Consider the following 23,126-nt stretch of genomic DNA (forward strand, 5'->3'; position numbering starts at 1 on the left):
ATGTCCGACCCACCCACACGGGGGTGTGGAAGGCCGGAACCAATAAAATATTGGCACTGACATTCATCGACACACTATTGAGTTCTCAAAGAACAGGCGCACAAATCATCCGGCCGCTTTAGCGACCCTCAGAAGAGGCAACTTTTCCAGCCTACCGGCCGCATCCCACAGAGTCAAACTCGGGGTTTTGGTTCGGTTCGCAGGCTGCCAGGCGCTCCTCGTACGACCTCGTTGTCCGGTTCCGCGTTTCCAGCTTCTGAGCTGGGCGTTTGGCACCCGGTCGGTGTCCGTGTCGCTCTGACCTGGAATAAGTTACGTGGCGGAAAACGGAGAGTCAAATCGCCTGGTCACGGGCGCGTCGTCGCAGTTCACGAGGGTGCGCTCCGGGGCGTTTCCCAGCCCGGGCCACGTTTTTGTGACCCAGGTCATGGAAAACATGATCATTCGGCTCGGCGAACGCCCGCGAAGTTCTTCTTGCCGCGGCGCAGCACCAGCCAGCTGCCGTGCAGGTAGTCCGAGTCCGAGGGCGTCCACTCCAGATCGGAGACCCGTTCGTTGTTCACCGATGCGCCACCCTCATTGACAGCGCGGCGAGCCGCGGCGCGACTCTCGGAAAGTCCGCTGGACACCAGCAGGTCGACAATCGTCGATTCACCGGTGGCCTCGGGGACCTTGCCCTCGACCGCGGCCTCGGTCAGCGCGGCGGCCAGGGTCGACTCGTTCAGGTCGCGGAGTTCGCCGCGGCCGAACAGCGCCTGACTCGCCAGCTGCACCGAGCGGGTGTTCTCCTCACCGTGCACGAGCGTGGTCATCTCGGCGGCGAGGCGGCGCTGCGCCTCGCGGGCGTGCGGGCGCTCGGTGGTCGCGGTCTCCAGTTCGTCCAGTTCCTCGCGGGACAGGAAGGTGAACCAGCGCAGGTAGCGGACCACATCGGCATCGGCCGTGTTCACGAAGTACTGGTACCAGGCGTAGGGGCTGGTCATCTCCGGATCGAGCCAGAGGCTGCCGCCGCCGGTGGACTTGCCGAACTTCTTGCCGTCGGCCGCGGTCACCAGCGGAACGGTCAGGGCGTGTACGTGTTCACCGTCGACGCGGCGGTTCAGCTCGACGCCCGCGATGATGTTGCCCCACTGATCCGAACCACCGACCTGCAACCGGCATTCGTGGTTGCGGCGCAGCTGGAGGTAGTCGTTGGCCTGCAACAGCATGTAGGAGAACTCGGTGTAGGACATGCCGTCGCTCTCCAGCCGTCGCTTGACGGTGTCGCGGGCCAGCATGACGTTCACCGAGAAGTGCTTGCCGATATCGCGCAGGAAGGAGACCGTGCTCAGCGGGCCGGTCCAATCCATGTTGTTCGCGATGATCGCACCCGTCGGGGAGTCGTCGATATCGACGAAACGCTCCAGCTGGGAGCGGATGCGCCCGGCCCACTCGGCCACGGTGTCGGTGGAATTCATCGAGCGTTCGCCCACGTCACGCGGGTCGCCGATGAGGCCGGTGGCACCGCCGGCGAGGACAACGGGGCGATTGCCCGCGCGCTGAAAACGCTTGAGCGCCAACAGCGGAACGAGGTGTCCGGCGTGCAGGCTGGCGGCGGTGGGATCGAATCCCGCATAGAGGGTGATCGGGCCCTTCGCCAGCTCCGCACGCAATGCGTCCAGATCGGTGGACTGCGCGATCAAACCGCGCCAGGTCAGTTCATCAATGATGTCGCCGCTCACGTGTCCCATCTTTCCGCACCTGGAATGCCCGCTGACCAGTAGGTCGGCTCCGGCCCCCGCGACGCCGCGTCACGGGGGCCGGAGCCTCATCGCTTCGTACCTGTCTCGCGGGCAGCCCCGCCCGGAGACATCGGCAGCGGATGAGCGCGGTGACCCGCCCTCATCCGCACGCGACCGATCCGCCCCCGAGTGTGCTCGAAGGCGGATCTTGCGTCGAAGCAATATTCATCAGGTCAGTGCTTGACCAGGTCTGTGAAGGTGGCGAAGGAGGCGCGGCGCTCGTAGGCGATCCAGGCGAACATGACGGCCAGCACCAGCGGGAAGGGCGCCAGGGCCGGGGCGTCGAGCAGGAAGGCCTGGGTCAGCGCGGCCAGCACGGTGGTGATGGACAGGCCCGCGGCGGCCGGTCCGGACAGGCGCGGCACCAGCAGGCCGATACCGCCGGAGACCTCGACGACGCCGGTGAAGTAGCGGAACCATTCGCCCCAGCCGATGTTCTGGAAGGCCACGACGGCGTCGTGCTGGCCGACCAGCTTGGGCAGGCCCGAGGCGATGATGAAGAAGAGGCCGAACAGGATCTGCAGGGTCCACAGCACGCGGTTGCGGATCTTGCCGGGGGTGGCCGGGGCGGAGGTGGCGGTGGTCTGGGCGGATGCGGCGATGGCGGTCATGATGAGTTTCCTTCTGGGGGTTGCGAGTTCGGGGCTGAACTCGGTCATGGGTTAGGACGGGACCCCCCGCGGAAACTCATCGGTGCCGCGAAAAGAATTTTCGAGATTGATCTTTTGCCTGGTCAGGCGAGTGCGGCCTGGAGCGCGGTGAGGTGGACACGGCTGGCGGTGGCGGCGGCCTCGGGCTTGCGGGCGCGGATGGCGACATAGAGGTCTTCGTGCGCGCGGTGGTCCGCGGGCGGATCGGCGATGGGCCGGATGCGCAGCATGTCGATCATCGAGCGGCGCAGGCGCGGGACGAAGGCGTTGAACATCTCCAGCAGGATGTCGTTGTGCGCGGCGACCACGACGGTGCGGTGGAAGGCGGTGTCCGCGTCGACCAGGGCTTCGATCGAAGCGTCGGCCTCGGCGCGGGCGGTGAGGGCGCGCAGGATGTTTCGCAGATCCGCGGGGGTGCGCCGGGCGGCGGCCAAGGCGGCGGCTTCGGCTTCGATGGCGATGCGGGCCTCGATGACGGCGGCGATATCCGCCCGGCGCAGCACGGTGTCCCAGTCCTCGGCCACATCCAGGGAGGTGACGAAAACGCCCGCACCCTGGCGGCTTTCGAGGACGCCCCGGCCCGCGAGTTCCCGGATGGCTTCGCGCAGCGTGGAGCGGCCGACGCCGAGCTGAGCGGCCAGGGTGGTTTCGCCGGGTAGCCGGTGGCCCAGTTCCCATTCCCCCGCGCGCAGCCGTTCGAGTAGTACCTCTGCGGCTTGTGCGGCGAGTGGGTGCCTCTGGACCTGGGACATATCCGTTTTGCCTCTCTACTTGTCTGAGGAGTTGTTTCCCTCTAGTCTAGGCCACATGCTTCAGGGTGTGCTGCTTCTGCTTCTCCGCCGCGACGGGGTCTGATCGACCGGCACCCCGTCCGCGGGTTGCAGTGCTGCGCCGGTCTGCCTTCCGAAGCGAAAGACAGCAACCGTGTTCACTGCCAGCAATTGGAATCGTCAGCAGCCCTCCGCCATGCCGTCACATCGGTACAGCGATGTGTACCAACGGGTTTCAGTACCCCTGACCGAGCGGCAATGGCCCTCGAACCGGATCACGCAGGCCCCGCTGTGGGTGCCGGTGGATCTGCGGGACGGCAATCAGGCCCTGCATGAGCCGATGGACCCGGAGCGCAAGCGCCGGTTCTTCGAAATGCTCGTGGCCATGGGCTACAAGGAGATCGAGGTCGGGTATCCCAGCGCCTCGCAGGCCGACTTCGATTTCGTCCGGCTGATCGGCAGCGAAGGGCTCGCCCCCGAGGATGTGTCGATCGTCGTATTCACACCCGCCCGAAGGGATTTGATCGAGCGGACGATCGAATCGGTGCGCGGGATCACCAATGACGTTGTGATTCATATGTATATCGCGACCGCTCCGACCTGGCGCGATGTGGTGCTGGGGGCGTCGCGGGAGCAGGTCGCGGACCTGATCATGGCGGGCGGGCGCGACATTCTGGAACTGGCGGGCGATCTGCCGAATGTGCGGTTCCAGTTCTCCCCCGAGGTGTTCATGCTGACCGAACCGGATTTCGTGCTCGATATCTGCGATCGGATCACCACGCTGTGGGATGCGACGCCGCAGCGGCCGGTGGTGCTGAATCTGCCGGCGACGGTGGAGGTGGCGACGCCGAACGTGTACGCCGATCAGATCGAGTACGTGCACCGGAACCTGGCGCGGCGGGACAGTGTCATCCTGTCGGTGCATCCGCACAATGACCGCGGCACCGGTATCGCCTGTGCGGAGTTGGCGGTGCTGGCCGGGGCGCAGCGGGTGGAGGGCTGCGTCTTCGGCAATGGCGAGCGCACCGGCAATGTGGATCTGGCGGTGCTGGCGCTGAATCTGCACTCCCAGGGGGTGAATCCGATGATCGACTTCTCCGATATCGATCGGGTGCGCGAGACGGTGGAGTACTGCACGCGGCTGCCGATCCACGACCGGCATCCCTATGCCGGGGATCTGGTGTACACCGCGTTCTCCGGGACGCATCAGGACGCGATCCGCAAGGGCTTCGCCGAACATCGGTCGCGGGCGGAGCAGTTGGGGCAGCCGGAACGTGAAATCCCTTGGCGGGTACCGTATCTGCCGATCGATCCGGCCGATGTGGGCCGTTCCTACGATGCGGTGATCCGGGTGAATTCACAGTCCGGCAAGGGCGGTATCGCATATCTGCTGGAGCAGGAGTACGGGATCGAGATGTCGCGGCGCACCCAGATCGAGTTCGCGCGGTATGTGCAGGAGTATCTGGATCGCACCGGGACCGAGGTGTCGGCGCTGACGCTGCGGGAGTTGTTCGTCGAGCGCTACGGGGCCGAAGCCGTGGCGTGAGTCAGGCGCCCGCGTCCTCTCGACCGCCGCCGAGCCGCTGCTCCAGCTCGGTGACGCGGCGTTCGAGGGCCGCGACTCGCTGTTCCATATCGTCGGAGCCGTTGGCGGGTTCGGGCTCGCCGACGGCTTTCGGGACTTGCGGGGCTTCCGGCACGAGCGGGGCCGCGTCGGTGATGCCGTGCGATTCGAGCACCGCGGCACGCACCCGGTCGGCGTGCGCGTCCATGGCGCGCAGCACCTGCGCGGCCACGCCCTCGCCCTCCACGACCAGGCCGAGCAGCAGATGTTCGGGGCGAATCTCGTTCTGCCCCAGATCTTTCGATTCGTAGAAGGAGATTTCCAGGACCCGGCGCGCCCTGGGCGTGAAGGGGATGTGGCCCGATGCGGCCGCCGTGCCCCGGCCGATCAACTCCCCCACCCGGTCGCGCACCGCGTCCAGGCTGATGCCGAGGTCGGCGAGGATGCGCGCCGCCACCCCGTCGTCATCGCGGAGCAGGCCGAGTAACAGGTGTTCGGTGCCGATGTAATTGTGATCGAATCCCAGGGCCTCTTCCTGGGCCAGGATGACGATTCGGCGGGCTTGCGGGGAGAAGCGGTCGAACATGGATGGACCCCCTTGCTGAGCACTGTGCTTTCCACGGTAGCCCGGGCCCGGGTGGTTCTCGCCGAATCCGCTGGTGTACTTCGGTTTCGGGTGTCAAGCGGGGTGCGGGGCGCGCGGGCTGCGACGGTAGGCCGATACCGCCGGTGAGTCGGTGAGCCACAGTCGCCAGGGCCGATCGGCGGCCAGGCTCACCCCGACGCGGGGACCGGCGGAAATCAGGGCGGGGTCGGTGATTTCGGGTCCGAGTTCCAGGCGGATCGGCGATTTCGGGTCGAAGAGGTGAATACCGTAGTCGCCCAGGGAGATTCCGAGGGCGCTGCCGACATTGCCCGGGCCTTTGGCGAGCGCGGCATCGGTGCGCGCGGCGGGACGGCGGGCACGCGCCTCGTCATGACCGGCGATGATCTCGCCCGCGCGAATCAGTACGGCGCTGGCGATGCCGTCGGGGCCGGTGGTGACGTTCACGCAGGTGTGCATGCCGTAACTGAAGTAGACGTACAGCACGCCCGGCGGGCCGAACATGACGGCATTGCGCGGGGTGCGGCCGCGGCCCGAATGCGCGGCGGGATCGTGCCAGGGTCCGGCCGGATCTCCCCCGTATGCCTCGACCTCGACGATTCGCATACCGACCGGCCCGGACCACAGCGTCGCGCCGAGCAGTCGCCGGGCGGCGAGCAGCGGTTCGACGGCCAGTTCTTCGGCATCCACGACACGCCATTGTTCCGGAATGGGATCCGGGCCGGGACTCGGGACGGCGGAATGACCCGGAGGGCACCGTAGTACCGCGGCGGAACCCAGCGGGCGGTACCGTCCCACCCCGGTGAACACGTCACCCGGACTCGGGCGGAGGTGTTCCGGTGCGCCGTCCCGGTAGGGATTCGGGACGGCGATCGGTCAATCGGTCACAGCCACTGGGAGACGCCGCCGTGGTGCGAGCAGGTGCCGCGGCGGGTCTGGCTGAAGCTGTAGGTGCCGTCGCCGCAGCGGGCGGTGGCGCCGTCGGGCGCGGTGTCCGACTGCTGCGGGCGCTGGACGCAATTGCCCGCGGCGTTCTCGTACTGGCTGGACGGGCAGGCCGCCTCCATCAGTACGGGTGCGGCGGTGGCCGGAGCGGAGGTGAAAGCGGCCGCGCCCATCATGACGGCGAACAGGGCGGGCAGGGTGGAGCGCTTCGCCAATGAAGCGGATCGGCTGATCAGGGCCGATCGGGTTCCCCCAGAAATCATTCGGAATCCTTCTAGCAGTGCGGTTTTCGACCGGAGGGAACGTGCATCCCCCCGGATTGAGCCGCGTTAGCGTAACGCGGGCCGGTTGCTCTACTCGATGGCCGATCTCAGGTTGGCACGGGATGACAGTGTTTTCCGCGATAGGTGGCGAATTCTGTCGGTCGTGAGCGGCGGTAGCTAATCCGTTGCGGGACGGAAGGATTCACCCGCGGCCGGCCGCAGTCCCGAGAGTTTGTCGGGATTGAGCTGAAAGCGCAGATTCTCGATGCGCCCGCCGACCAGATCGAATGTCAGCGCGCCGACGGCATACTCGCCGATCTTGCCCAGGATCCCGAGTTCGCCATTGATGACAGCGGGTTCGAGATAAATGCCCGCGCTGACCGGTTTGGCCATGACACCGAGCATCCAGCGCGCCACATGATCCGGACCGTACAGCGGACGCCGTGCGGCGGTGACCTTGCCGCCGCCGTCGTTCCAGAGCGTCACCTCGGGCGCGAGCAATTCCATCAGCGCATTGACATCGCCGCCGTGGCAGGCGGCCATGAACTTCTCGGTGATCTCGCGGCGCGCGGTGTCATCGGCGTCGAATCGCGGCCGGCGCGACTGCACATGCGAACGCGCGCGATGCGAGATCTGCCGCACGGTGGCCTCGGGGCGGTCCAGGAAACCGGCGATTTCGGCATGCGAGTAGCCGAAGACCTCACGCAGCACGAATACCGCCCGCTCGACGGGGGTGAGGGTTTCCAGGACGACCAGCATGGCGGTCGACACGGTGTCGGCCATCTCGGTCTCCTGTGCGGCATCGGTGGTGGTCAGCAGGGGTTCGGGCAGCCAAGGGCCGATATAGGTTTCGCGGGTGGCCCGGGCGGAGGTGAGGCGGTTCAGGCAGAGATTGGTGATGGCGCGCACCAGGTAGGACTTGGGGTGCTGCACCGAATTACGTTCGGTGGCATGCCATTTGAGCCAGGCGTCCTGTAGGACGTCCTCGGCGTCGGCGACCGAGCCGAGCATCTGATACGCCGTGCCGAAGAGCAGCCTGCGATGTTCGACGAACGGGTCGACGTCCTCGCGATGCGACACAGGGGTGTATCTATCCGGCATGGGAAACATCTCTACCCGGTCCTACGGTCCGATGGCAACGGCGGGCCGGGGATTCGCGTCATCCCCGGCCGCCGATTCCGGCGTCATGCCCGGCTGCGGGTGGCGCGGCCGCCCTTGGACAGCTGCACCGGCATCGGGACGCGCTTGCTCACCGCGTACGAGGTCAGGGGGCTGCCGCTGACCTGCTCCTTGTACGTAACGGCGGCCTTGCCCTTCAGGTACCAGCGCTTCGGGGTGTCATCGGCATTGGTGAACTGGATGACGGCGTCCTTGCGCCCCAGGCTCACCGGCTGATGGAAATAGCCGAAGCGGAACGGCTTGACGGTCTTGCCGCGCAACAGTTTCGCGATGGTTCGCGCGGTGTAGGCGGCGGTGGGCAGACCGCTCTGGCAGGTGCCGTGGACCGGTCCCCACGCCTGGTCGATGGCGGCGGCATCGCCGATGGCGTGGATATCCGGGTGCGAGATCGAGCGCAGGGTGGCGTCGGTGCGAATGAGACCCTTTGCGTCGGTGTCGATTCCGGCCGTCGCGGCGAGCGGGGAGACCCGAACCCCGGTGGTCCACAGGGTCATATCCGAGTGGATGAGTTCACCGGTGTCCAGGCGCACGGCATCGGGCAGCACCTTGGTGACCTTCGCGCCGACGATCCGCTCGATACCGAAGCGGTCCAGGGCGCGGTTCAGGTGGGCGCGGGCCCTATCGCCCATCATCGCGCCCGGTTCGGCATTGCTGATCAGGGTGACGGTGAGTTCCGGGTGGGCTTCGGCGATCTCGGCGGCGGCTTCGATGCCGGTGAGCCCGCCGCCGCAGACGGTGACCGAACCACCCTGTGCGGCAATCTCATTCAGGCGGATCGAGAAGCGCCGGGCCAGGCGCGGATCGTTCAGGGTCCAGGCGTGGTCGTTCGCGCCGGGCACCTGCCCGGTGTCGGTGGCGCTGCCGAGCGCGTAGACGAGGGTGTCGTAGCGCAGCGGGGCATGCCCGTCGCCGAGGGTCACGATGCGCGCGTCCGGATCGATGGCGGTGGCCGCGGCCTGCCGGAAGTCGATGCCCGTGCCGGCGACCAGATCGGCGATACGGTGATCACCGAGCTCCTGACCCGCCGCGATCTGATGCATGCGCAGCCGTTCGGTGAAGCGGCCCGACGGGTTCACCAGGGTGATGTGCGTGTCCAGTTTGCGGGTGCGGGTGGACAGTTGCAGTGCGGCCAGCAGGCCGGTGTAGCCCGCGCCGAGGACGACGATCTCGTGGGTGCCGGTGGTGTTCATCGCTTCGCTCCGAAAGGTGTGTTCCCGTGTGGTCGGCTATGGGACAGATCGGGGCCCGGGAACGTGACAGCACCGTCGAGTGACCTGCGTCACCGTGGAATCTTCGGCGGTTATTACCGGTTGGTTATTTCGATGGCCGGGTCTCCGGCCTGCGAATTTCCGCTATCGAGTGAGGTGTGATGGCCGTACAGGTCGAGATCTGGACCGATATCAACTGCCCGTTCTGCTATCTGGGCAAGCGGCGGTTCGAGGAGGCTCTGGAGGCTTTCCCGCACCGCGACGCCGTATCGGTGGTGCACAAATCCTTCGAGCTGGATCCGACGCTGCCGCGCGATCACAGTGATGCGGTGGTGCCGCATATCGCCGAGAAGTACGGCATCAGCGAGGCGCAGGCGGCCGCGAACGAGCGCGGTATCGGCGCGCAGGCCGAGGCGGCCGGACTGACGTATCTGACCTCGGGACGTGACTTCGGCAATAGCTTCGATATGCATCGACTGCTGCACTTCGCGCTCGCGGAGGGTCGTCAGGAGGCATTGCTGGACGCGCTGTACGCGGCCAATTTCGCGGTGGACGCGCCGCTGTTCGGCGATGCCGAGCGGCTGGTTCAGGTCGCGGTCGGGGCGGGCTTCGACGAAGCGGCCGTACGCGAGGTGCTCGACTCCGATGCCTACGCCGACGCGGTGCGGGCCGATGAGGCCGAGGCGGCCGCGCTCGGCGCGCGGGGTGTGCCGTTCTTCGTCATCGATCGCAAGTACGGGGTATCGGGCGCACAGCCGCCGGAGGTATTCGCGCAGGCGCTGGAGCAGGCGTGGAGCGATCACGCACCGCAGCTGGTGACGCTGGCCGGGGCCGCGGACGCCGAGGCGTGCGGGCCGGACGGTTGCGCTGTGCCGGAACGGAATTGACGGATCAGCCGGCAGCGGTGTGGACGCGGCGCAGTGCGATCGCGACCAGGGTCCACACCACCGCCAGTGCGATGAGTAGTCCCGCGAGGTAGTCGCGGTTCAAGATGGTGGGGTTGCTCGCGAGTGCGCCCGCGCGATCGATCACCGGGACGGCGATGAGCAGCAGCGTGACGGTGCAGACCGCGCCGCAGGCGACCGGACCCCACCAGGCGGGCGGGAGCAGGCGACGGGCCGTGACGCCGAGGACGGCGGCAATCGGCGCGAATACGCCGTCGTGCAGCAGAATTCCCCCGGCGAACCACAGCGCGATCGAGCGCAGATCCGCGGGATTCATTTCCAGCAGCAGGCTGATGCCGTACCAGCCGAGCCACAGCCCGAGCGCGACGAGCAGCACGCGAATGATTCTCACGAGAGCACCTCGATGGTCGAAAGCCATTTGGTTTGCAGGACTCCGGGACGATTCGGGGCGATGAGACGGCAGGGGTAGCCGTGGTCCACGGTGAGGTCTTCGCCATTGAGTCGCAGCGCCACCAGGGTGGCGTCGTCGACGGCGTGGCGGTGCGGCAGCACCGAGGTGCGGTAGAGGCCGCCGGGTTCGAGGGATTCGAAACGCACATCGCCGCCGTGGAATTCGCCGACCGCGGCGAGCAGATCGCGCAGGCGCACGCCGGACCAGTGCGCGGCGGCGCTCCAGCCTTCGACGCAGGCAATCGGCAGGGCCGCATCGGTTTGCGGTAGCGCCGCCAGCTCGGCGCGACTGAATTCGCGTGCGCCACCTGCCGTCCGGACCATGAGCCGGTAGGCGGGATTCCGTGCCTTCTCCCCCACTCCGGCGTCGGCGGCGGTGCGATTGACCGGAACGCCCTGTGGGCCTTCACCACCGCGTGGCGAAAGCACCGCCACCCAGCGCAGGAACGGGACGGTCTGCCCCGCCACCGCCAGACCCGCCACGACCGCGCCGATTCCGGCGGCACTCAGCACAGCTCGGCGAGAGATGCCGGAGGATGTCGAATCCTCATGCACCGCAAGTTGTTCCGCCTCAACGATCGGTCGGCTCAAAGCCGTTCGGATTACCGGCAGCTTCACCGCGAGATGGATGGCCAGCGCGCCCAGCGCCACATAGGCCATGGCGTAATGCGTCGTGGTGAAGAAGAACTTCCACGGATAGAACTGCGCCGTATTGAACAGTCCGGTCACCAGCTGGAAGATCACCGAACCCACCAGCAGCGCAATGGATCCGCGCTCCAGCATGCGCAGCGGATTGCCGATCAGCGGGCGGCTGAACAGGCGCGGATACACCGACCACAGCTTGACCAGCAGCAACGGAATCGCGATCACACCCGAGATCACATGCGCGCCCTGGGTGACCCGATACAGCCACACCGGATTCGCGGGCCAGTAGAACCACGTCGGCGGATGCTGAATCCAATGGCTGATCAGACCCGTCACGAAGCAGATGGTGATGCTGAGGCCCAATGCGATTCCGACCCGGGCCGCCACCGCCGGGCCGCGCGCCGCCGAAATCCGCTGGGCGAGCGGGGCGGGCAGCAGCAACCCCGACTGCTCGGCTGCCGCCGGGTTCGCCGCCGATACCGGTGCGGCCGCCGGTGTCTCCGGTCCGGCCGCATCGGTGTCGGCTCGATCATCCCGCGACTGTGGCGGTGTCGTATTCATTGGGCCGCATGCACTTTCGACTCGAGGCGGTGGGCTGTCACAGCAGGGCGGGGGTCGCTGCCGCGCCGAGCCGATCGAAGGTCGTGGCGAATTGGCCGGTGGAGTGCGCCGCGACGGTGACGGCGTCGGCGTAGGTGTCGACGTCGGTCAGGACCGGGAGGCGGTGGACGCGGTAGCCGCAGCCGCGCACGGCCTCCCGCGTGAGTTCGCCGGTGCGGGCGGTGGACATGGGGACCTCGGTCAGCAGGCGAGCCGGGCGGGGATCGGTCAATCCCAGTGCCCACCAGCCACCGTCGGCGGCCAGGCCGAGGACGGCGTCACCGCTGGCGGTCAGATGCATGATCGAGCGGGTGAGGAGTTCGGGACCGGCCTGCGGGGTGTCCATGCCGATTTGCAGGACTGGGACGCCGAATTGGGCGGCGTCGGCGTGCGCGTTGGCGAGGCGTTCACCGAAGGTGTTGCCGCGCTGCGGGATTACGGTGAAGTCGCGCAGCGCGAGGGACAGTGCGGCGGATTCCTGTGCGTCGTCGAGGTTTCCGGTCCAGGCGACCATGCGATGCCGAGCGCCGCAGGCGCGCACCGCCGCCAGGGTGTCCAGCAGGGCGGCGGCGGCCAGACGGGCGGCATCGCGAGGTGAGAAGGGCGGTGTCAGGCGGGTTTTGGCGAAGCCCGCGATGGGGGCCTTCGCGATCACGAGCAGGGTGGCGGGGACGGTGGACGACCTCATCGGACACTCCAGAAGTCTTTGGCTGCGCGCAGGGTGCCGCGCAGCGAGCCGGAAACCTTGGATCGGCCGTGGGTGCGCGGCCGGTAGGTGATATCGCGTTCGACCAGTCGCCAGCCGGAATGTGCCGCGGCGACCAGCAATTCGAGTGGGTAGCCCGAACGCGGATGCAGTGGGCCGAGGTCGAGCAGCCGGGTGCGGTGCACCACGCGCATCGCCGCCACATCGTGGACTGCCAGGCCGTAGCGGTGGCGCAGGCGGGCGGCGACGAGTTGATTGCCCAGCCGGGCGTGCCAGGGCCAGGCTCCCGCGCGATGGGCGCGGCGGCGACCCACCACCATGTCGACCTCGGGGCCGAGTTCGGCTACCAGGCCGGGCAATTCGCGTGGATCCATGGAGCCGTCGCCGTCCAGGACGGCCACCACCGCGGTGCGGGCGGCGTGCACGCCCGCTTGGACGGCGCTGCCGTAGCCGGGTTCTGGTTCGGCGACGACCTGTGCGCCCGCGAGTCTGGCGACGGCGGCGGTGGCATCGGTGGATCCGTTGTCCACCACGATCACCCGGTAGTCGCGCGGGATTGCCGAGAGTACGCCGGGCAGTGCGCCCGCTTCGTCCTTGCATGGGATCACGACGGTGACGCCGTGTTCAACCTCGGATTCGGTCACCCCATGACCGTAGGGCCGGCGCAGGCGTTGTCACCGCTGGAAACCGGTGACGAAAGTATGACGAGACCTGGACCGACGCTCATTTCGCGGTGGATCGGCGGGTCGGGCGGCCTAGGGTGGAACCCGTGCGGAAATCCCCCGTCCAGACTCCCCCGCGACGCCGCGCGCGTCGCGCCGATGTGTACTGCGCGACAGCCGGAGCGGCGCTCGTGGCAGCGGCTTTCCTGTATCCGCGAATCCTCAGCGAACAGGCGCGCGGGCGACTGTATGCCGGGGCCGCGCCGATCTTCGGCAATTGGCTGCCGCATATCGGCTGGGGCACCGCGCCCGCCATCGGCGTCGCGGCGCTCGTGATCAGCTACGGCCCGACCCTCGCGCGGCGCCTGCCCTGGCGGCGCGCCCTGGCATTGACCTGGCTGACGGCGATCGCCTGGACTTTCGCGCTGGCCATGGTCGACGGCTGGCAGCGCGGTTTCGCGGGCCGCCTCACCACCCGCGACGAATACCTGCACGAGGTCGGCGGCGTGCACGATATCGCCGCCATGCTGCGCGGCTTCTCCGGCCGCATTCTCGACTTCCAGCCCAACTCCTGGACCACCCACGTCTCGGGCCACCCACCCGGCGCACTCCTGACTTTCGTCCTGCTCGACCGCATCGGCCTCGGCGGCGGAGCCTGGGCGGCAACGCTGTGCCTGCTCGTGGGAACCAGTGCGGTGGTGGCGATTCCGATCGCCATCCGCGCCCTCGGATCGGCGGACCTCGACCACGGCGCGGGTGTGGCCCGCCACGGCGCGGCTACCGGCGATCAGCCGCGGTGGTTCAGTCGATTCGCCGGAAGTTCCGGTGCCGCGCCCGAATTCACCGATATCGCCGAGCAGCGCGCTCGCGCCGCACTGCCATTCCTGGCGCTCGCACCCGCCGCGATCTGGATCGCGGTGTCCGCCGACGCGCTGTTCGCCGGGGTGACGGCGTGGGCGGTGGCATTGCTCGCAATTGCCACCCGGGGGCAGCGACATTGGGTGGCCGTGGGGCTGGCCTCCGGACTGCTGTTCGGATTCGGCATATTCCTGAGCTACGGCCTCATCTTGATGGCCGTACCCGCCGCCTTCGTGCTCGCGGCACGCACATTCCGCCCGGCTATCCCCGCGCTCATCGGCGTACTGCTGGTCGTGGCCGCGTTCAAGGCCGCCGGATTCTGGTGGCTGGACGGCTATCACCTTGTGGTGCAACGGTATTACCAGGGCATCGCGAGCGAGCGACCATTCTCTTATTGGGTGTGGGCGAACCTCGGCGGCACGGTATGCGCCCTCGGCCTCGCACCGGTAGCGGCCCTGGCTCGGGTCGCGCGCGGCATAACACCGAATCTGCCGGGGCCCGCGTCCGCCACCGATTCGGCGGCACAACTCGCTCCGACTGCGGTAGCACCGCACGCACACCCGAACGCGGGCAACGCATTCGACCGCGAGGCGGGCGTCCCGGACGGGGAAGGCATGGTCGAGTTGTCCACGACGGGTTCACAACCGTCCGAGCTCGGTTCCCGCACCCAGACCTTGGATTCCGGCTCGGACACGACGCATTCCCCGGCGGTGCGCACTCGACCGGCCGTCACGGCGAATGCCACCGCCGCCGAAGTCGATCGGCATGCCACACACGGTGATGGGCGGATAAATCTCGACGGGTCGGCGGCAGGGTCCTCCGCACTGCTCAGCGCCGTGCGGGTACGCGTGCGGGACTGGCGCGCCATCGTCGATCCAGCCGCACTGCTTGCCGCGGCGGGGTTGGCCGCGCTGTTGCTCGCGGATCTGAGTGGGTTGAGTAAGGCTGAGACGGAGCGGATTTGGTTGCCGTTCACGGTGTGGGTGATCGCGGGGGCGGGGTTGTTGCCGGGGCGGTGGGGGCGGGTGTGGCTGGGGGTGCAGGCGACGGGGGCGCTGGTGCTCGTTCATTTCATTCTGACGAATTGGTGAGGCAGATGCGGATTTTGGTGGCCGATGACGATCCGGTGGTGCGCGAGGTGGTGCGGCGGTATCTGGAGCGCGATGGGCTCGAGGTGATCGAGACGGCCGATGGTCCGGCTACCGCGGCGGTGCTGGCGCGCGAGGATATCGATCTGGCCGTGCTGGATGTGATGATGCCGCCGCCGGATGGGATCGATCTGACCCGGGCGGTGCGGTCGGGGTCGCGGCCAGCGATGCCGATCATCCTGCTCACCGCGCTCGGGGACGAGGATGACCGGGTGATCGGATTGCAGGCGGGGGCAGACGATTACGTGACCAAGCCGTTCAGTCCGCGCGAGCTGGCGTTGCGGGTGGCCTCGGTATTGCGGCGCGCGAATCCGGCGGTGGCCGGGGATCAGATCTTGCGCAGCGGGAGTGTGGAGGTGCGGCGCGCGGCGCGGGTGGTGACGGTGGACGGAACACCGGTGGAGTTGACCGCACGCGAGTTCGATCTGCTGGTGTTCCTGCTGTCGAATCAGCAGCGGGTGTTCAGCCGGGACGAACTGCTCGCACAGGTGTGGGGGTGGACATTCGGTGATCAATCCACGGTGACGGTGCATATCAAGCGATTGCGCGCGAAACTCGGTGCGGCGCATCGCATCGACACCGTTTGGGGCCGCGGATACGCCTGGGGCCGCGTCGATGCCGAGGAGGCCGCTCGTGCCGACTGATATGCCCGGACTGATCGGCTACGCGCTGGCGGCCTCGCTGCCGGTGGTACTACTGGGCGCGCTACTGCTGCGCTATCTGCGCAACCGGTCCATGACCACGAGTATGGCCGTGCTGGTGCTGATTCCGACGCTCGCCACGCTCAGCGGCGTGGTGGCGGTGAGCGGTCTGATGTTCGGTGATGAATTCGAGCGGCTCGCGGTGGTGTTGGCGGTGGTCACCGCGGTAACGGTGCCCGCGGCGGTGCTGCTCGGGCGCGCGCAGGCGCGAACCATGGTGTGGGAGCGGGAAATGCTGGAGCAGGAACGCGCGGCCGAACGTTCGCGGCGGGAGTTGGTGGCGTGGGTGAGTCATGATCTGCGCACGCCGCTGGCCGGTATCCGCGCCATGGGCGAGGCGCTGGCCGACGGTGTGGTCGCCGAGACCGCGGATGTGGAGCGGTACGCGAATCAGATTGTGCGCGAGACGAATCGGCTCTCCACCATGGTGGACGACCTGTTCGAGATGTCGAAGATCAATTCCGGGGCGCTGCGGCTGAGCCTGGAACCGGTGGATCTGCGCGAACTCATCGACGAGGTGCTCGCCGCCAATCAGCCGACCGCGCAGCGCGCCGGGGTGACACTGACCGCGCGCCAGCCGCAGCATCGAATTCTGGTGGCGGGCAGCGATCACGCGCTCAGCCGGGTGCTCACCAATCTGGTCGCCAATGCCATCGCGCACACCCCGCCGGGCGGGCGGATCGATATCTCCACCGGTATCGATGACGGATATGCCTGGGCGCGAGTCGAAGACACCGGCCCGGGTATCGCCCCCACCGACCTGCCCCGCATCTTCGAGGTCGCCTACCGCGGCACCTCGGCCCGCACCCCGGCCGCCGACGAACTCGGCAGCAGCAGCGGGATGGGATTGGCCATCGCGGCAGGACTGGTGGAGGCGCACCACGGCGATATCACCGCCGAAAACCGCGAGCACGGCGCACGATTCCAGGTGCGCCTGCCGCTATTGACCGGTGTCGGGGCATCCTGACCGAGTGCGTGGATCCCGGCCAAAAGCACGCCGGGATGACGAAGTAGGGCTCCCGGGCACGGTAACGGGGAAAGGCCGCACCCGCCCCGCGAGCCGCACGCACAGATGACGGGAATCAGCGCCAGGTGGGTGCGCCGGTGCCTGCCGCGGCTCGGAGTGGGGCGTGGGCGAAGTCCGCCAGACCGTCAGCCGGGGTGATGGCCGCAGCGAATCCCAGTTCGCGCCTGGCTTTTTCGGGGCTGGCGACGATGTGGCGGACATCGCCGGAGCGGTAGTCGCCCGTGACCACCGGGGGTTTGCCGCCGCTGGCGGTGGCGAGGATGGATGCCACTTCGCCGATGGTGATGGGGTGGCCGGAGGCGATATTGAGTGGGGTGAAGGGCGTGAGGGGTTGTTCGAGGGCCGCGACGTTGGCGGCGGCGATATCGCGGACGTGGACGAAATCCCTTGCCTGGCGGCCGTCTTCGAAGACGCGCGGGGATTCGCCCGCTTCCAGGCTGGAGCGGAAGATGGCCGCTACGCCGGAATACGGTGTGTCCCTGGGCATATCGTCGCCATAGACGTTGTGGTAGCGCAGCGCCGTCACGGTCGAGGCGGTCGCGGTGGCCCAGGCCAGCGCGTAATGCTCCTGTGCCACTTTGCTCGCGGCGTACAGGCTGCGCGGGTGCAGGGCGGCGGATTCGTCGATCGGGATCCAGTCCAGCGCGGCACCGGACGGTGAGCGGTGGTCGAAGACGCCGCGGTCGAGGTCGGCGCGGTCGCGCGTGCCGGGGATGAAATCGCCTGGCATATCCCGGTATCGGCCTTCGCCGTAAACCACCATGGAGGACGCCAGCACCAGGTGCCGGCAGTGCGCGCGATCCATGGCCGCGAGCAGCACGGCGGTACCGAGGTCATTGTGCGCGGCGTACGCGGGCGCGTCCTGCGCGCTGACACCCGCGCCCACGACCGCCGCCTGATGACAGACGGCGTCGATACCGCGCAACCGGTCGTCGAGCGCCTCCGGATCCCGCACATCCAGCACCGAGACCCCGGGCGGTGGGGCGGCGTCGAACCCGTGCGCGGCGGGCAGCATGAGATCGACCGCGATCACCTCATGCCCCGCGGCGGCCAGCGCGCTACGAATGTGGGATCCGATGAATCCGGCCGCGCCGGTGAGCAATACCCGCATGTCAAGCCTCGCCGCTCGAGCGGTTGCTGAGATTCCAGGTCATGGCGTCGATTGTGGTCGCCGAGCGGGCAACGGGCGCGCCCGCGCGCGGCGTGGCGCGGATTCGTCAGTGTTTGGTCACCAGCGGTCCGCGCGTCGGCGTTCGACGCGCGGGCGGCCTATCCGCGCGGGCGCCGTACGCGGGGCGCGACGGGTGAATGGCTCAGGTATTTGCCCATTTCGCCGTCGCGAAGGCTGAGCACATCGTCGAGGATGACGAATGCGTAGCCGACCAGCACCAGTACCGCCAGCTGCCCCCAGGCGACCCACAGCACGCCGATCGGCGCGGTCGCGAGTACCGCGACCGCGCCGATCAGCCGCAGCCACGGGCGCGGCAGGCCGAGCACCCACCGGAATACGCACTGTCCGAGGAAGTACAGCGCCACACCGCCCGAGAGTGCCAGTGCCGCAGCGGTGCTCGCGGGTTCATTGCCGTGCGCGATGGTCATGCTGATACCGGCGGCGGTGAGGATGATGCCGACGAGCAGCATGTAGAAGGCGTAGTCGTAGGCGGCCAGCGCGGGCCGGGTGCGGTCGGCGGGAGCAAGTGCCACGAGCGCGTGCTCACCGCGTTCGTCGTCGAGGCCGAAGAACGCCCACCACAGCACGTAGACCAGGGTCAGGCCGAGCGCGACGGTGGCGACCAGTGCGGGCGTGATGTCCTGTCCGGCGAGTCCGGTGCCCAGCGCGACCACCGATTCGCCGAGCGCGACGATGATCACCAGCCCGTGTCGTTCGCAGAAGTGCGCGACCCGGACCGAGAACCCCTCCGGACCGAACAGGTACGGGGTGATGATCTGCACGCCGAAGGCCAAGCCCCACAGCAGGTATCGCGGCCATTCGTGGATCAGGCCGCCGCCGAGTACCAGGGCCGCGGACAGCAGATTCACCGGGCCGATCTGGCGGATGCCCGCCGCGCCCGCACCGCCCGAGGTGGCGAACATCAGCGTGTGCACGGTGTTGATCAGGAAGTAGGCCAGGCCGAAGGCCAGCCCGCTGCCGGTGAAGGCGCCCGGAATCGACAGTGCCAGTACGAAGAATCCGAACATGCCGATGAGCAGCCAGGTGCGGCGGCTGGAGCTGTTGGGCGCGACTTCATTGGTGAGCCAGACGTATCCGGCGTACATCCACCAGATGATGCCGAACATGAGTGCCACCTGTCCGAGCGCGGTCCAGCCCGGGTGGTGGGTGAAGGCGTGGGTCAACTGGGTCATGGTGAAGACGAATACGAGGTCGAAGAACAGTTCCAGGGTGGAAGCGCGCAGTTGGCCGCCTTCGGCCGCGTCCTCCATCGCACCGGGATAATCGCTGGTCACGCCGGAAATCGTAGAGGGTGCACCGGCATTTCACCATTCCAACCAGCCGGTATCTCACGGATTGGCTACCACACCGCAACTGCCCGGCGGGTGGATCGAGCAGGGGTGAACTCAGGGATAGATGGGGATCGGATGGGGGCGTTCACCCGATGTGCCGCCGGGCCCGCGTTTTCTACCGTCTGAACATGGCGTTCGGTAGGTCGCGGCTGCGGCGAATTCTCTTGATTCTCGGTGTGATCGCGGTGGCGATCGCGACGGTGGTGGGCGGCGGCTTCACCTGGGCCTACACCACCGCCGATGTCTCCACCGTCGGCGCGATGGAGTTCACCGACGAATTGCGCGTGCCACCGCTGGCGCCTTCGACCGTCGACGCGGACGGAATCCGGGTATTCCAACTCGACATGCGTTCCGGGACAAGGGAATTCCTGCCTGGAAAAGCCACCTCCACCTGGGGTTTCAACGGCGACCACCTCGGACCCACGCTGCGCGCCCGGCGTGGCGAGCAGGTGCGGGTGCAGGTGCGCAACGGCCTGACCGAGGCATCGACGGTGCATTGGCACGGCATGCACCTGCCCGCCGCGATGGACGGCGGACCGCATCAGATGGTGCCGCCAGGCGCGACCTGGACACCGGAATGGAAGGTGGATCAGGCCGCCACGACGCTCTGGTATCACCCACATCCGCACGGGGCCACCGAATCTCACGTCCGCAAGGGTCTGGCGGGAATGTTCATCATCGATGACGACGCCAATGATCCGGCGGCACTGCCGCACACCTACGGCGTCGACGATGTGCCGGTCATCGTGCAGGATGTCAAGTTCAAGGACGCGCAATTCGATACCGGCCGTGGCATGTTCGCCGATATCGGCGTGCTCGGGGACCGGACCATGGTCAATGGCGTGCTCGCGCCGTATCGGAATGTCGGCGATGAAGCGGTGCGGCTGCGGCTGCTGAACGCCTCCACCGCAAGGGTTTACAACTTCGGATTCTCCGATACTCGCCGATTCACCCTCATCGGCACCGACGGCGGCCTGCTGGCGCAACCGGAAAGCCTTGACCACCTGCGCCTTTCACCCGGTGAGCGAGCCGAGATCGTGGTGCGTTTCCAACCCGGCGAACGCGTGACGCTGCGCAGTGACCGCGTCGAGCTGGGACTGGACTTCTTCGGGCAGCGGTTCAGCGGTGGCGACGACCGCTTCGATCTGCTGGAATTCCGTGCGGCACAGACGCTTCGGCCATCATCGGCGGTACCCTCCGCATTGGTCGCGGCACCGCTGCCCGATGCCGGGGCAGCGGTGCGGGAGCGCGATTTCTCGCTGGAATTCGGCAAGATCAACGGTAAGCAGATGGCCATGGATCGCATCGATGCCACCGTCACCCGCGGCAGCACCGAAGCCTGGACGGTGCGCAATGCCGACGGTATGCCGCACAACTTCCATGTGCACGATGTGCAGTTCGCGGTCGTCGAGGTGGATGGGCACGCGCCGCCGCCCGCCCTGCGCGGACCGAAGGACACCGTCTTCGTGCCGCCGGGCGGCTCGGTGAAGTTGGCGCTGCGGTTCGACGGACCGTCCGATCCGAATACGCCGTACATGTTCCATTGCCATCTGCTCTGGCATGAGGATCTCGGCATGATGGGCCAATTCGTGGTGGTCGAACCGGGCCAGGAGGCCGGGCAGCCGCCGAGTCACCACTCCGGACACTGACCGCCCACCCCCGAGCGTGTCGCCGCGACCTGCGGCGACACGCTTTTTTGTGCCGACACGCAGGAGGGTCTTGCGCACGAACCCGCATTCGGCGCACAATTCATCACGTAGTGAATTCAACACTCGATGAATTGAGGGTGACCCAGTGACGGCACCGAGCCCATCGCCCGCGATAGCGATCGAACACCTGCGGGTGGATCGCGGCGGGCGGCCAATCCTGCAGGACATTTCGCTGACCGTGCCGCGCGGCAGCATCACCGGACTCCTCGGGCCGTCCGGCTGCGGCAAGACCACACTCATGCGCAGCATGGTCGGCACGCAGATCATCGCCGCGGGCACCGTGCGGGTACTCGGCGAGGACGCCGGATCCCCCGCCCTGCGGCGCAAGGTCGGTTATGTGACCCAGGCGCCGAGCATCTACGACGATCTGACGGTCACCGACAATGTGGCGTATTTCGGTGCGCTGTACGGCTGTTCGGCCGGGGACGTCGAATCCGCCATCGCCGCGGTGGGTTTGAGCGGGCGCGCCGGGAATCGCGGCAATCAGCTCTCCGGCGGGCAGCGCACCCGGGTATCGCTGGCGTGCGCGCTGGTCGCCGATCCGGAACTGCTGGTCCTCGACGAGCCGACCGTGGGCCTGGACCCGGTGCTGCGCGCGGATCTGTGGACCCAATTCCACGCGCTGGCGAAACAGGGCCGCACCCTGATCGTCTCCAGTCACGTCATGGATGAGGCCGAGCACTGCGATCAACTGCTGCTCATGCGCGAGGGGCATCTGCTCGCACAGCTCAGCCCCGCCGAATTGCGCTCGGACACCGGCGAATCCAGCCTCGAGAACGCCTTCCTGGCACTGATCAAAATGGGAGAGAAGTCGTGACCGCCACCCTGTCGCGCCCGGCCGGGCCGAAACCGCTGCGCTGCTACGCCGCCACCACGCTGCGCATTCTGCGCCAGCTGCGCGCGGATCGCCGCACCGTGGCGATGATTCTGCTGGTGCCCGCGCTGCTCATGACCCTGCTGTATTTCGTGTACCAGAACTATCCGACCGCGCCGGGCGCGCCGCGACTGTTCGACCGGGTCGGGATCACCATGCTCGGGGTGCTGCCGTTCGTGGTCATGTTCCTCATCACCGCGATCGCCATGCAGCGCGAACGGGTTTCGGGCACTTTGGAGCGGCTGATGACCACGCCGCTGTCGAAACTGGACCTGCTCGGCGGGTACGGCACGGCGTTCTCCATCGCGGCGGCGGGCCAGGCGGTGATCGCGTGCCTGGTGTCGTTCTGGCTGCTGGATCTGAACGCGGCGGGCAGTCCGCTGCTGGTGGTGCTGATCGCGATCGTCGACGCCGTGCTCGGGGTGGCGCTCGGGCTGCTGGCCAGTGCTTTCGCCCGGACCGAATTCCAGGCCGTACAGTTCATGCCCGTGATCGTGCTGCCCCAGTTCTTCCTGTGCGGACTGCTGGTTCCGCGCGGCCAGCTGCCCGGCTGGCTCGAGGCCATCAGCAATGTGCTGCCGCTCAGCTATGCGGTGGACGCGCTACAGCAGGTGTCCACGCACAGCGGGGTGACCGGGGTGATGTGGCGCGATATCGCGATCGTGGCCGGATTCGCCTGTGTCGCATTGGGTCTGGGCGCGGCGACGCTGCGGCGGCGCACCGCGTGAGCGTCGAGGGCAATTCCCGGAGCGGTCGGCGACCCGGCCGCTCCGGCACCCGCGAGGCGATTCTGGACGCCGCGCGGGTGCGGTTCGCCGAGGTGGGTTTCGATCGGGCCTCCATCCGCTCCATCGCGACGGCCGCGAGCGTGGATCCCGCACTGGTGCACCACTATTTCGGTACGAAACAGGAATTGTTCACCGCCGCACTGGAAATCCCCATCGATCCGGATGTGATCCTGGCGCGCATCGCCGCGGCGCCCCTGGAAGAGCTGGGCGAGACCATCATTCGAACGGTTGTCTCGGTCTGGGACTCCCCCATCGGCGTCCAGGCGGTGGCCGCCTTCCGCACCCTGCTCAGCAGCGCCGACCCGGCGCTGGCCCGCGCCTTCCTGCTGGAGATAGTCCTGAAAGACGTTCGCGTCCGCGTGGACTCACCCCCCGGCACCGGAACCAAACGCGCCGTCCTGGCCGCGTCTCAACTCGCCGGTCTCCTGGTGACCCGCAAGATCGTCCCGATGGAACCGATCGCCTCCATGCCCGTGGAAGAGCTCGCCGCCGCCGTCGGCCCCAATATCCAGCGCTACCTCACCGGCGACCTGACCTGACCGAAGCCGCCGGGAGTGCGCCGGCGG

At 67.7% G+C, this 23,126-nt stretch carries 20 protein-coding genes and 3 pseudogenes; 9 read left to right on the forward strand and 14 right to left on the reverse strand.

Annotation, left to right across the window (positions count from 1 at the left end):
* Positions 1-440 precede the first annotated feature (440 nt).
* The 3 genes from tyrS to ACFVUS_RS38440 all read right to left on the reverse strand — a co-directional run bounded on the left by tyrS (position 441) and on the right by ACFVUS_RS38440 (position 3,183).
* Positions 441-1,730, reverse strand: a complete 1,290-nt coding sequence (gene tyrS / locus ACFVUS_RS38430) for a tyrosine--tRNA ligase (RefSeq protein ID WP_387778636.1) — start codon at positions 1,728-1,730, stop codon at positions 441-443.
* A 224-nt stretch (positions 1,731-1,954) separates the two neighbouring features.
* The gene (locus ACFVUS_RS38435) at positions 1,955-2,440 is read right to left on the reverse strand and encodes a DoxX family protein (RefSeq protein ID WP_387778639.1); all 486 of its coding nucleotides are present in this window, start codon (positions 2,438-2,440) and stop codon (positions 1,955-1,957) included.
* Between the two features lie 74 nt (positions 2,441-2,514).
* Positions 2,515-3,183 carry a FadR/GntR family transcriptional regulator gene (locus ACFVUS_RS38440; RefSeq protein WP_387778642.1) on the reverse strand — a complete coding sequence of 223 codons (669 nt, stop codon included), beginning with the start codon at positions 3,181-3,183 and terminating at the stop codon, positions 2,515-2,517.
* Between the two features lie 214 nt (positions 3,184-3,397).
* Between ACFVUS_RS38440 and ACFVUS_RS38445 the strand changes: the two are divergent.
* Positions 3,398-4,726 (forward strand): annotated as a pseudogene (locus ACFVUS_RS38445) (2-isopropylmalate synthase); the annotation flags it as partial.
* A 205-nt stretch (positions 4,727-4,931) separates the two neighbouring features.
* Here the strand turns inward: ACFVUS_RS38445 and ACFVUS_RS38450 are convergent.
* The 5 genes and pseudogenes from ACFVUS_RS38450 to ACFVUS_RS38470 form a co-directional block, all read right to left on the reverse strand.
* Positions 4,932-5,351, reverse strand: a pseudogene (locus ACFVUS_RS38450) (Clp protease N-terminal domain-containing protein); the annotation flags it as partial.
* Positions 5,352-5,444: 93 nt separating this feature from the next.
* Positions 5,445-6,059, reverse strand: a complete 615-nt coding sequence (locus ACFVUS_RS38455) for a DNA-3-methyladenine glycosylase (RefSeq protein ID WP_387778645.1) — start codon at positions 6,057-6,059, stop codon at positions 5,445-5,447.
* Between the two features lie 194 nt (positions 6,060-6,253).
* The gene (locus tag ACFVUS_RS38460; protein ID WP_387778648.1) at positions 6,254-6,577 is read right to left on the reverse strand and encodes a DUF3761 domain-containing protein; all 324 of its coding nucleotides are present in this window, start codon (positions 6,575-6,577) and stop codon (positions 6,254-6,256) included.
* A 177-nt stretch (positions 6,578-6,754) separates the two neighbouring features.
* The gene (locus ACFVUS_RS38465) at positions 6,755-7,657 is read right to left on the reverse strand and encodes an RNA polymerase sigma-70 factor (RefSeq protein ID WP_387778651.1); all 903 of its coding nucleotides are present in this window, start codon (positions 7,655-7,657) and stop codon (positions 6,755-6,757) included.
* Between the two features lie 104 nt (positions 7,658-7,761).
* Complete coding sequence (locus ACFVUS_RS38470) at positions 7,762-8,946, reverse strand: NAD(P)/FAD-dependent oxidoreductase (protein WP_387778654.1); 1,185 nt, start codon at positions 8,944-8,946, stop codon at positions 7,762-7,764.
* A gap of 179 nt (positions 8,947-9,125) precedes the next feature.
* On the opposite strand from ACFVUS_RS38470, the gene ACFVUS_RS38475 reads away from it, so the two are divergent.
* The gene (locus ACFVUS_RS38475) at positions 9,126-9,851 is read left to right on the forward strand and encodes a DsbA family oxidoreductase (RefSeq protein WP_387778657.1); all 726 of its coding nucleotides are present in this window, start codon (positions 9,126-9,128) and stop codon (positions 9,849-9,851) included.
* 4 nt (positions 9,852-9,855) lie between these two features.
* Here ACFVUS_RS38475 and ACFVUS_RS38480 read toward each other — a convergent pair whose 3' ends face one another.
* From ACFVUS_RS38480 to ACFVUS_RS38495, 4 genes are read right to left on the reverse strand one after another with little or no spacing between them, the layout of a single operon-like run.
* Positions 9,856-10,260, reverse strand: a complete 405-nt coding sequence (locus tag ACFVUS_RS38480) for a hypothetical protein (RefSeq protein ID WP_387778660.1) — start codon at positions 10,258-10,260, stop codon at positions 9,856-9,858.
* Positions 10,257-11,525, reverse strand: a complete 1,269-nt coding sequence (locus ACFVUS_RS38485) for a molybdopterin-dependent oxidoreductase (RefSeq protein ID WP_387778663.1) — start codon at positions 11,523-11,525, stop codon at positions 10,257-10,259. Before ACFVUS_RS38485 ends, ACFVUS_RS38480 begins: the two co-directional genes overlap by 4 nt.
* 37 nt (positions 11,526-11,562) lie before the next feature.
* Positions 11,563-12,252, reverse strand: a complete 690-nt coding sequence (locus ACFVUS_RS38490) for a DUF2064 domain-containing protein (protein WP_387778666.1) — start codon at positions 12,250-12,252, stop codon at positions 11,563-11,565.
* Complete coding sequence (locus ACFVUS_RS38495; RefSeq protein WP_364643048.1) at positions 12,249-12,914, reverse strand: glycosyltransferase family 2 protein; 666 nt, start codon at positions 12,912-12,914, stop codon at positions 12,249-12,251. The genes ACFVUS_RS38490 and ACFVUS_RS38495 overlap by 4 nt, the downstream gene beginning before the upstream one ends.
* 125 nt (positions 12,915-13,039) lie before the next feature.
* Here ACFVUS_RS38495 and ACFVUS_RS38500 point away from each other — a divergent pair.
* From ACFVUS_RS38500 to ACFVUS_RS38510, 3 genes and pseudogenes are all read left to right on the forward strand, one after another.
* A pseudogene (locus ACFVUS_RS38500) lies at positions 13,040-13,666 on the forward strand (hypothetical protein); the annotation flags it as partial.
* Positions 13,667-14,886: 1,220 nt separating this feature from the next.
* Complete coding sequence (locus ACFVUS_RS38505; protein WP_387778670.1) at positions 14,887-15,582, forward strand: response regulator transcription factor; 696 nt, start codon at positions 14,887-14,889, stop codon at positions 15,580-15,582.
* Positions 15,572-16,606, forward strand: a complete 1,035-nt coding sequence (locus ACFVUS_RS38510; protein WP_387778673.1) for a sensor histidine kinase — start codon at positions 15,572-15,574, stop codon at positions 16,604-16,606. The genes ACFVUS_RS38505 and ACFVUS_RS38510 overlap by 11 nt, the downstream gene beginning before the upstream one ends.
* Before the next feature lie 115 nt (positions 16,607-16,721).
* Here the strand turns inward: ACFVUS_RS38510 and ACFVUS_RS38515 are convergent, their stop codons facing one another.
* The gene (locus ACFVUS_RS38515) at positions 16,722-17,777 is read right to left on the reverse strand and encodes an NAD-dependent epimerase/dehydratase family protein (RefSeq protein WP_387778676.1); all 1,056 of its coding nucleotides are present in this window, start codon (positions 17,775-17,777) and stop codon (positions 16,722-16,724) included.
* A gap of 158 nt (positions 17,778-17,935) precedes the next feature.
* Positions 17,936-19,132 carry a low temperature requirement protein A gene (locus ACFVUS_RS38520; protein ID WP_387778679.1) on the reverse strand — a complete coding sequence of 399 codons (1,197 nt, stop codon included), beginning with the start codon at positions 19,130-19,132 and terminating at the stop codon, positions 17,936-17,938.
* 185 nt (positions 19,133-19,317) lie between these two features.
* On the opposite strand from ACFVUS_RS38520, the gene ACFVUS_RS38525 reads away from it, so the two are divergent.
* The 4 genes from ACFVUS_RS38525 (at position 19,318) to ACFVUS_RS38540 (ending at position 23,099) form a co-directional block, all read left to right on the forward strand.
* Positions 19,318-20,838 carry a multicopper oxidase family protein gene (locus tag ACFVUS_RS38525; protein ID WP_387778682.1) on the forward strand — a complete coding sequence of 507 codons (1,521 nt, stop codon included), beginning with the start codon at positions 19,318-19,320 and terminating at the stop codon, positions 20,836-20,838.
* Positions 20,839-20,983: 145 nt separating this feature from the next.
* Positions 20,984-21,715, forward strand: coding sequence for an ABC transporter ATP-binding protein (locus ACFVUS_RS38530; protein WP_387778685.1), 732 nt, complete (start codon positions 20,984-20,986; stop codon positions 21,713-21,715).
* Positions 21,712-22,500, forward strand: coding sequence for an ABC transporter permease (locus tag ACFVUS_RS38535; RefSeq protein ID WP_387778688.1), 789 nt, complete (start codon positions 21,712-21,714; stop codon positions 22,498-22,500). Before ACFVUS_RS38530 ends, ACFVUS_RS38535 begins: the two co-directional genes overlap by 4 nt.
* Positions 22,497-23,099 carry a TetR family transcriptional regulator gene (locus ACFVUS_RS38540; RefSeq protein ID WP_387778691.1) on the forward strand — a complete coding sequence of 201 codons (603 nt, stop codon included), beginning with the start codon at positions 22,497-22,499 and terminating at the stop codon, positions 23,097-23,099. The genes ACFVUS_RS38535 and ACFVUS_RS38540 overlap by 4 nt, the downstream gene beginning before the upstream one ends.
* The last annotated feature ends 27 nt before the right edge of the window (positions 23,100-23,126 follow it).

Source organism: Nocardia sp. NPDC058058 (genome assembly GCF_042885355.1).
Lineage (GTDB): Bacteria > Actinomycetota > Actinomycetes > Mycobacteriales > Mycobacteriaceae > Nocardia.

Excerpts from the sequence above, each read along its gene's own strand:
- ACFVUS_RS38515 (WP_387778676.1), bottom strand. The coding sequence starts at position 17,777 with ATGCGGGTATTGCTCACCGGCGCGGCCGGATTCATCGGATCCCACATT.
- ACFVUS_RS38475 (WP_387778657.1), top strand. The coding sequence starts at position 9,126 with ATGGCCGTACAGGTCGAGATCTGGACCGATATCAACTGCCCGTTCTGC.
- tyrS (WP_387778636.1), bottom strand. The coding sequence starts at position 1,730 with ATGGGACACGTGAGCGGCGACATCATTGATGAACTGACCTGGCGCGGT.
- ACFVUS_RS38490 (WP_387778666.1), bottom strand. The coding sequence starts at position 12,252 with ATGAGGTCGTCCACCGTCCCCGCCACCCTGCTCGTGATCGCGAAGGCC.
- ACFVUS_RS38460 (WP_387778648.1), bottom strand. The coding sequence starts at position 6,577 with ATGATTTCTGGGGGAACCCGATCGGCCCTGATCAGCCGATCCGCTTCA.
- ACFVUS_RS38505 (WP_387778670.1), top strand. The coding sequence starts at position 14,887 with ATGCGGATTTTGGTGGCCGATGACGATCCGGTGGTGCGCGAGGTGGTG.
- ACFVUS_RS38435 (WP_387778639.1), bottom strand. The coding sequence starts at position 2,440 with ATGACCGAGTTCAGCCCCGAACTCGCAACCCCCAGAAGGAAACTCATC.
- ACFVUS_RS38485 (WP_387778663.1), bottom strand. The coding sequence starts at position 11,525 with ATGAATACGACACCGCCACAGTCGCGGGATGATCGAGCCGACACCGAT.
- ACFVUS_RS38470 (WP_387778654.1), bottom strand. The coding sequence starts at position 8,946 with ATGAACACCACCGGCACCCACGAGATCGTCGTCCTCGGCGCGGGCTAC.
- ACFVUS_RS38440 (WP_387778642.1), bottom strand. The coding sequence starts at position 3,183 with ATGTCCCAGGTCCAGAGGCACCCACTCGCCGCACAAGCCGCAGAGGTA.
- ACFVUS_RS38525 (WP_387778682.1), top strand. The coding sequence starts at position 19,318 with ATGGCGTTCGGTAGGTCGCGGCTGCGGCGAATTCTCTTGATTCTCGGT.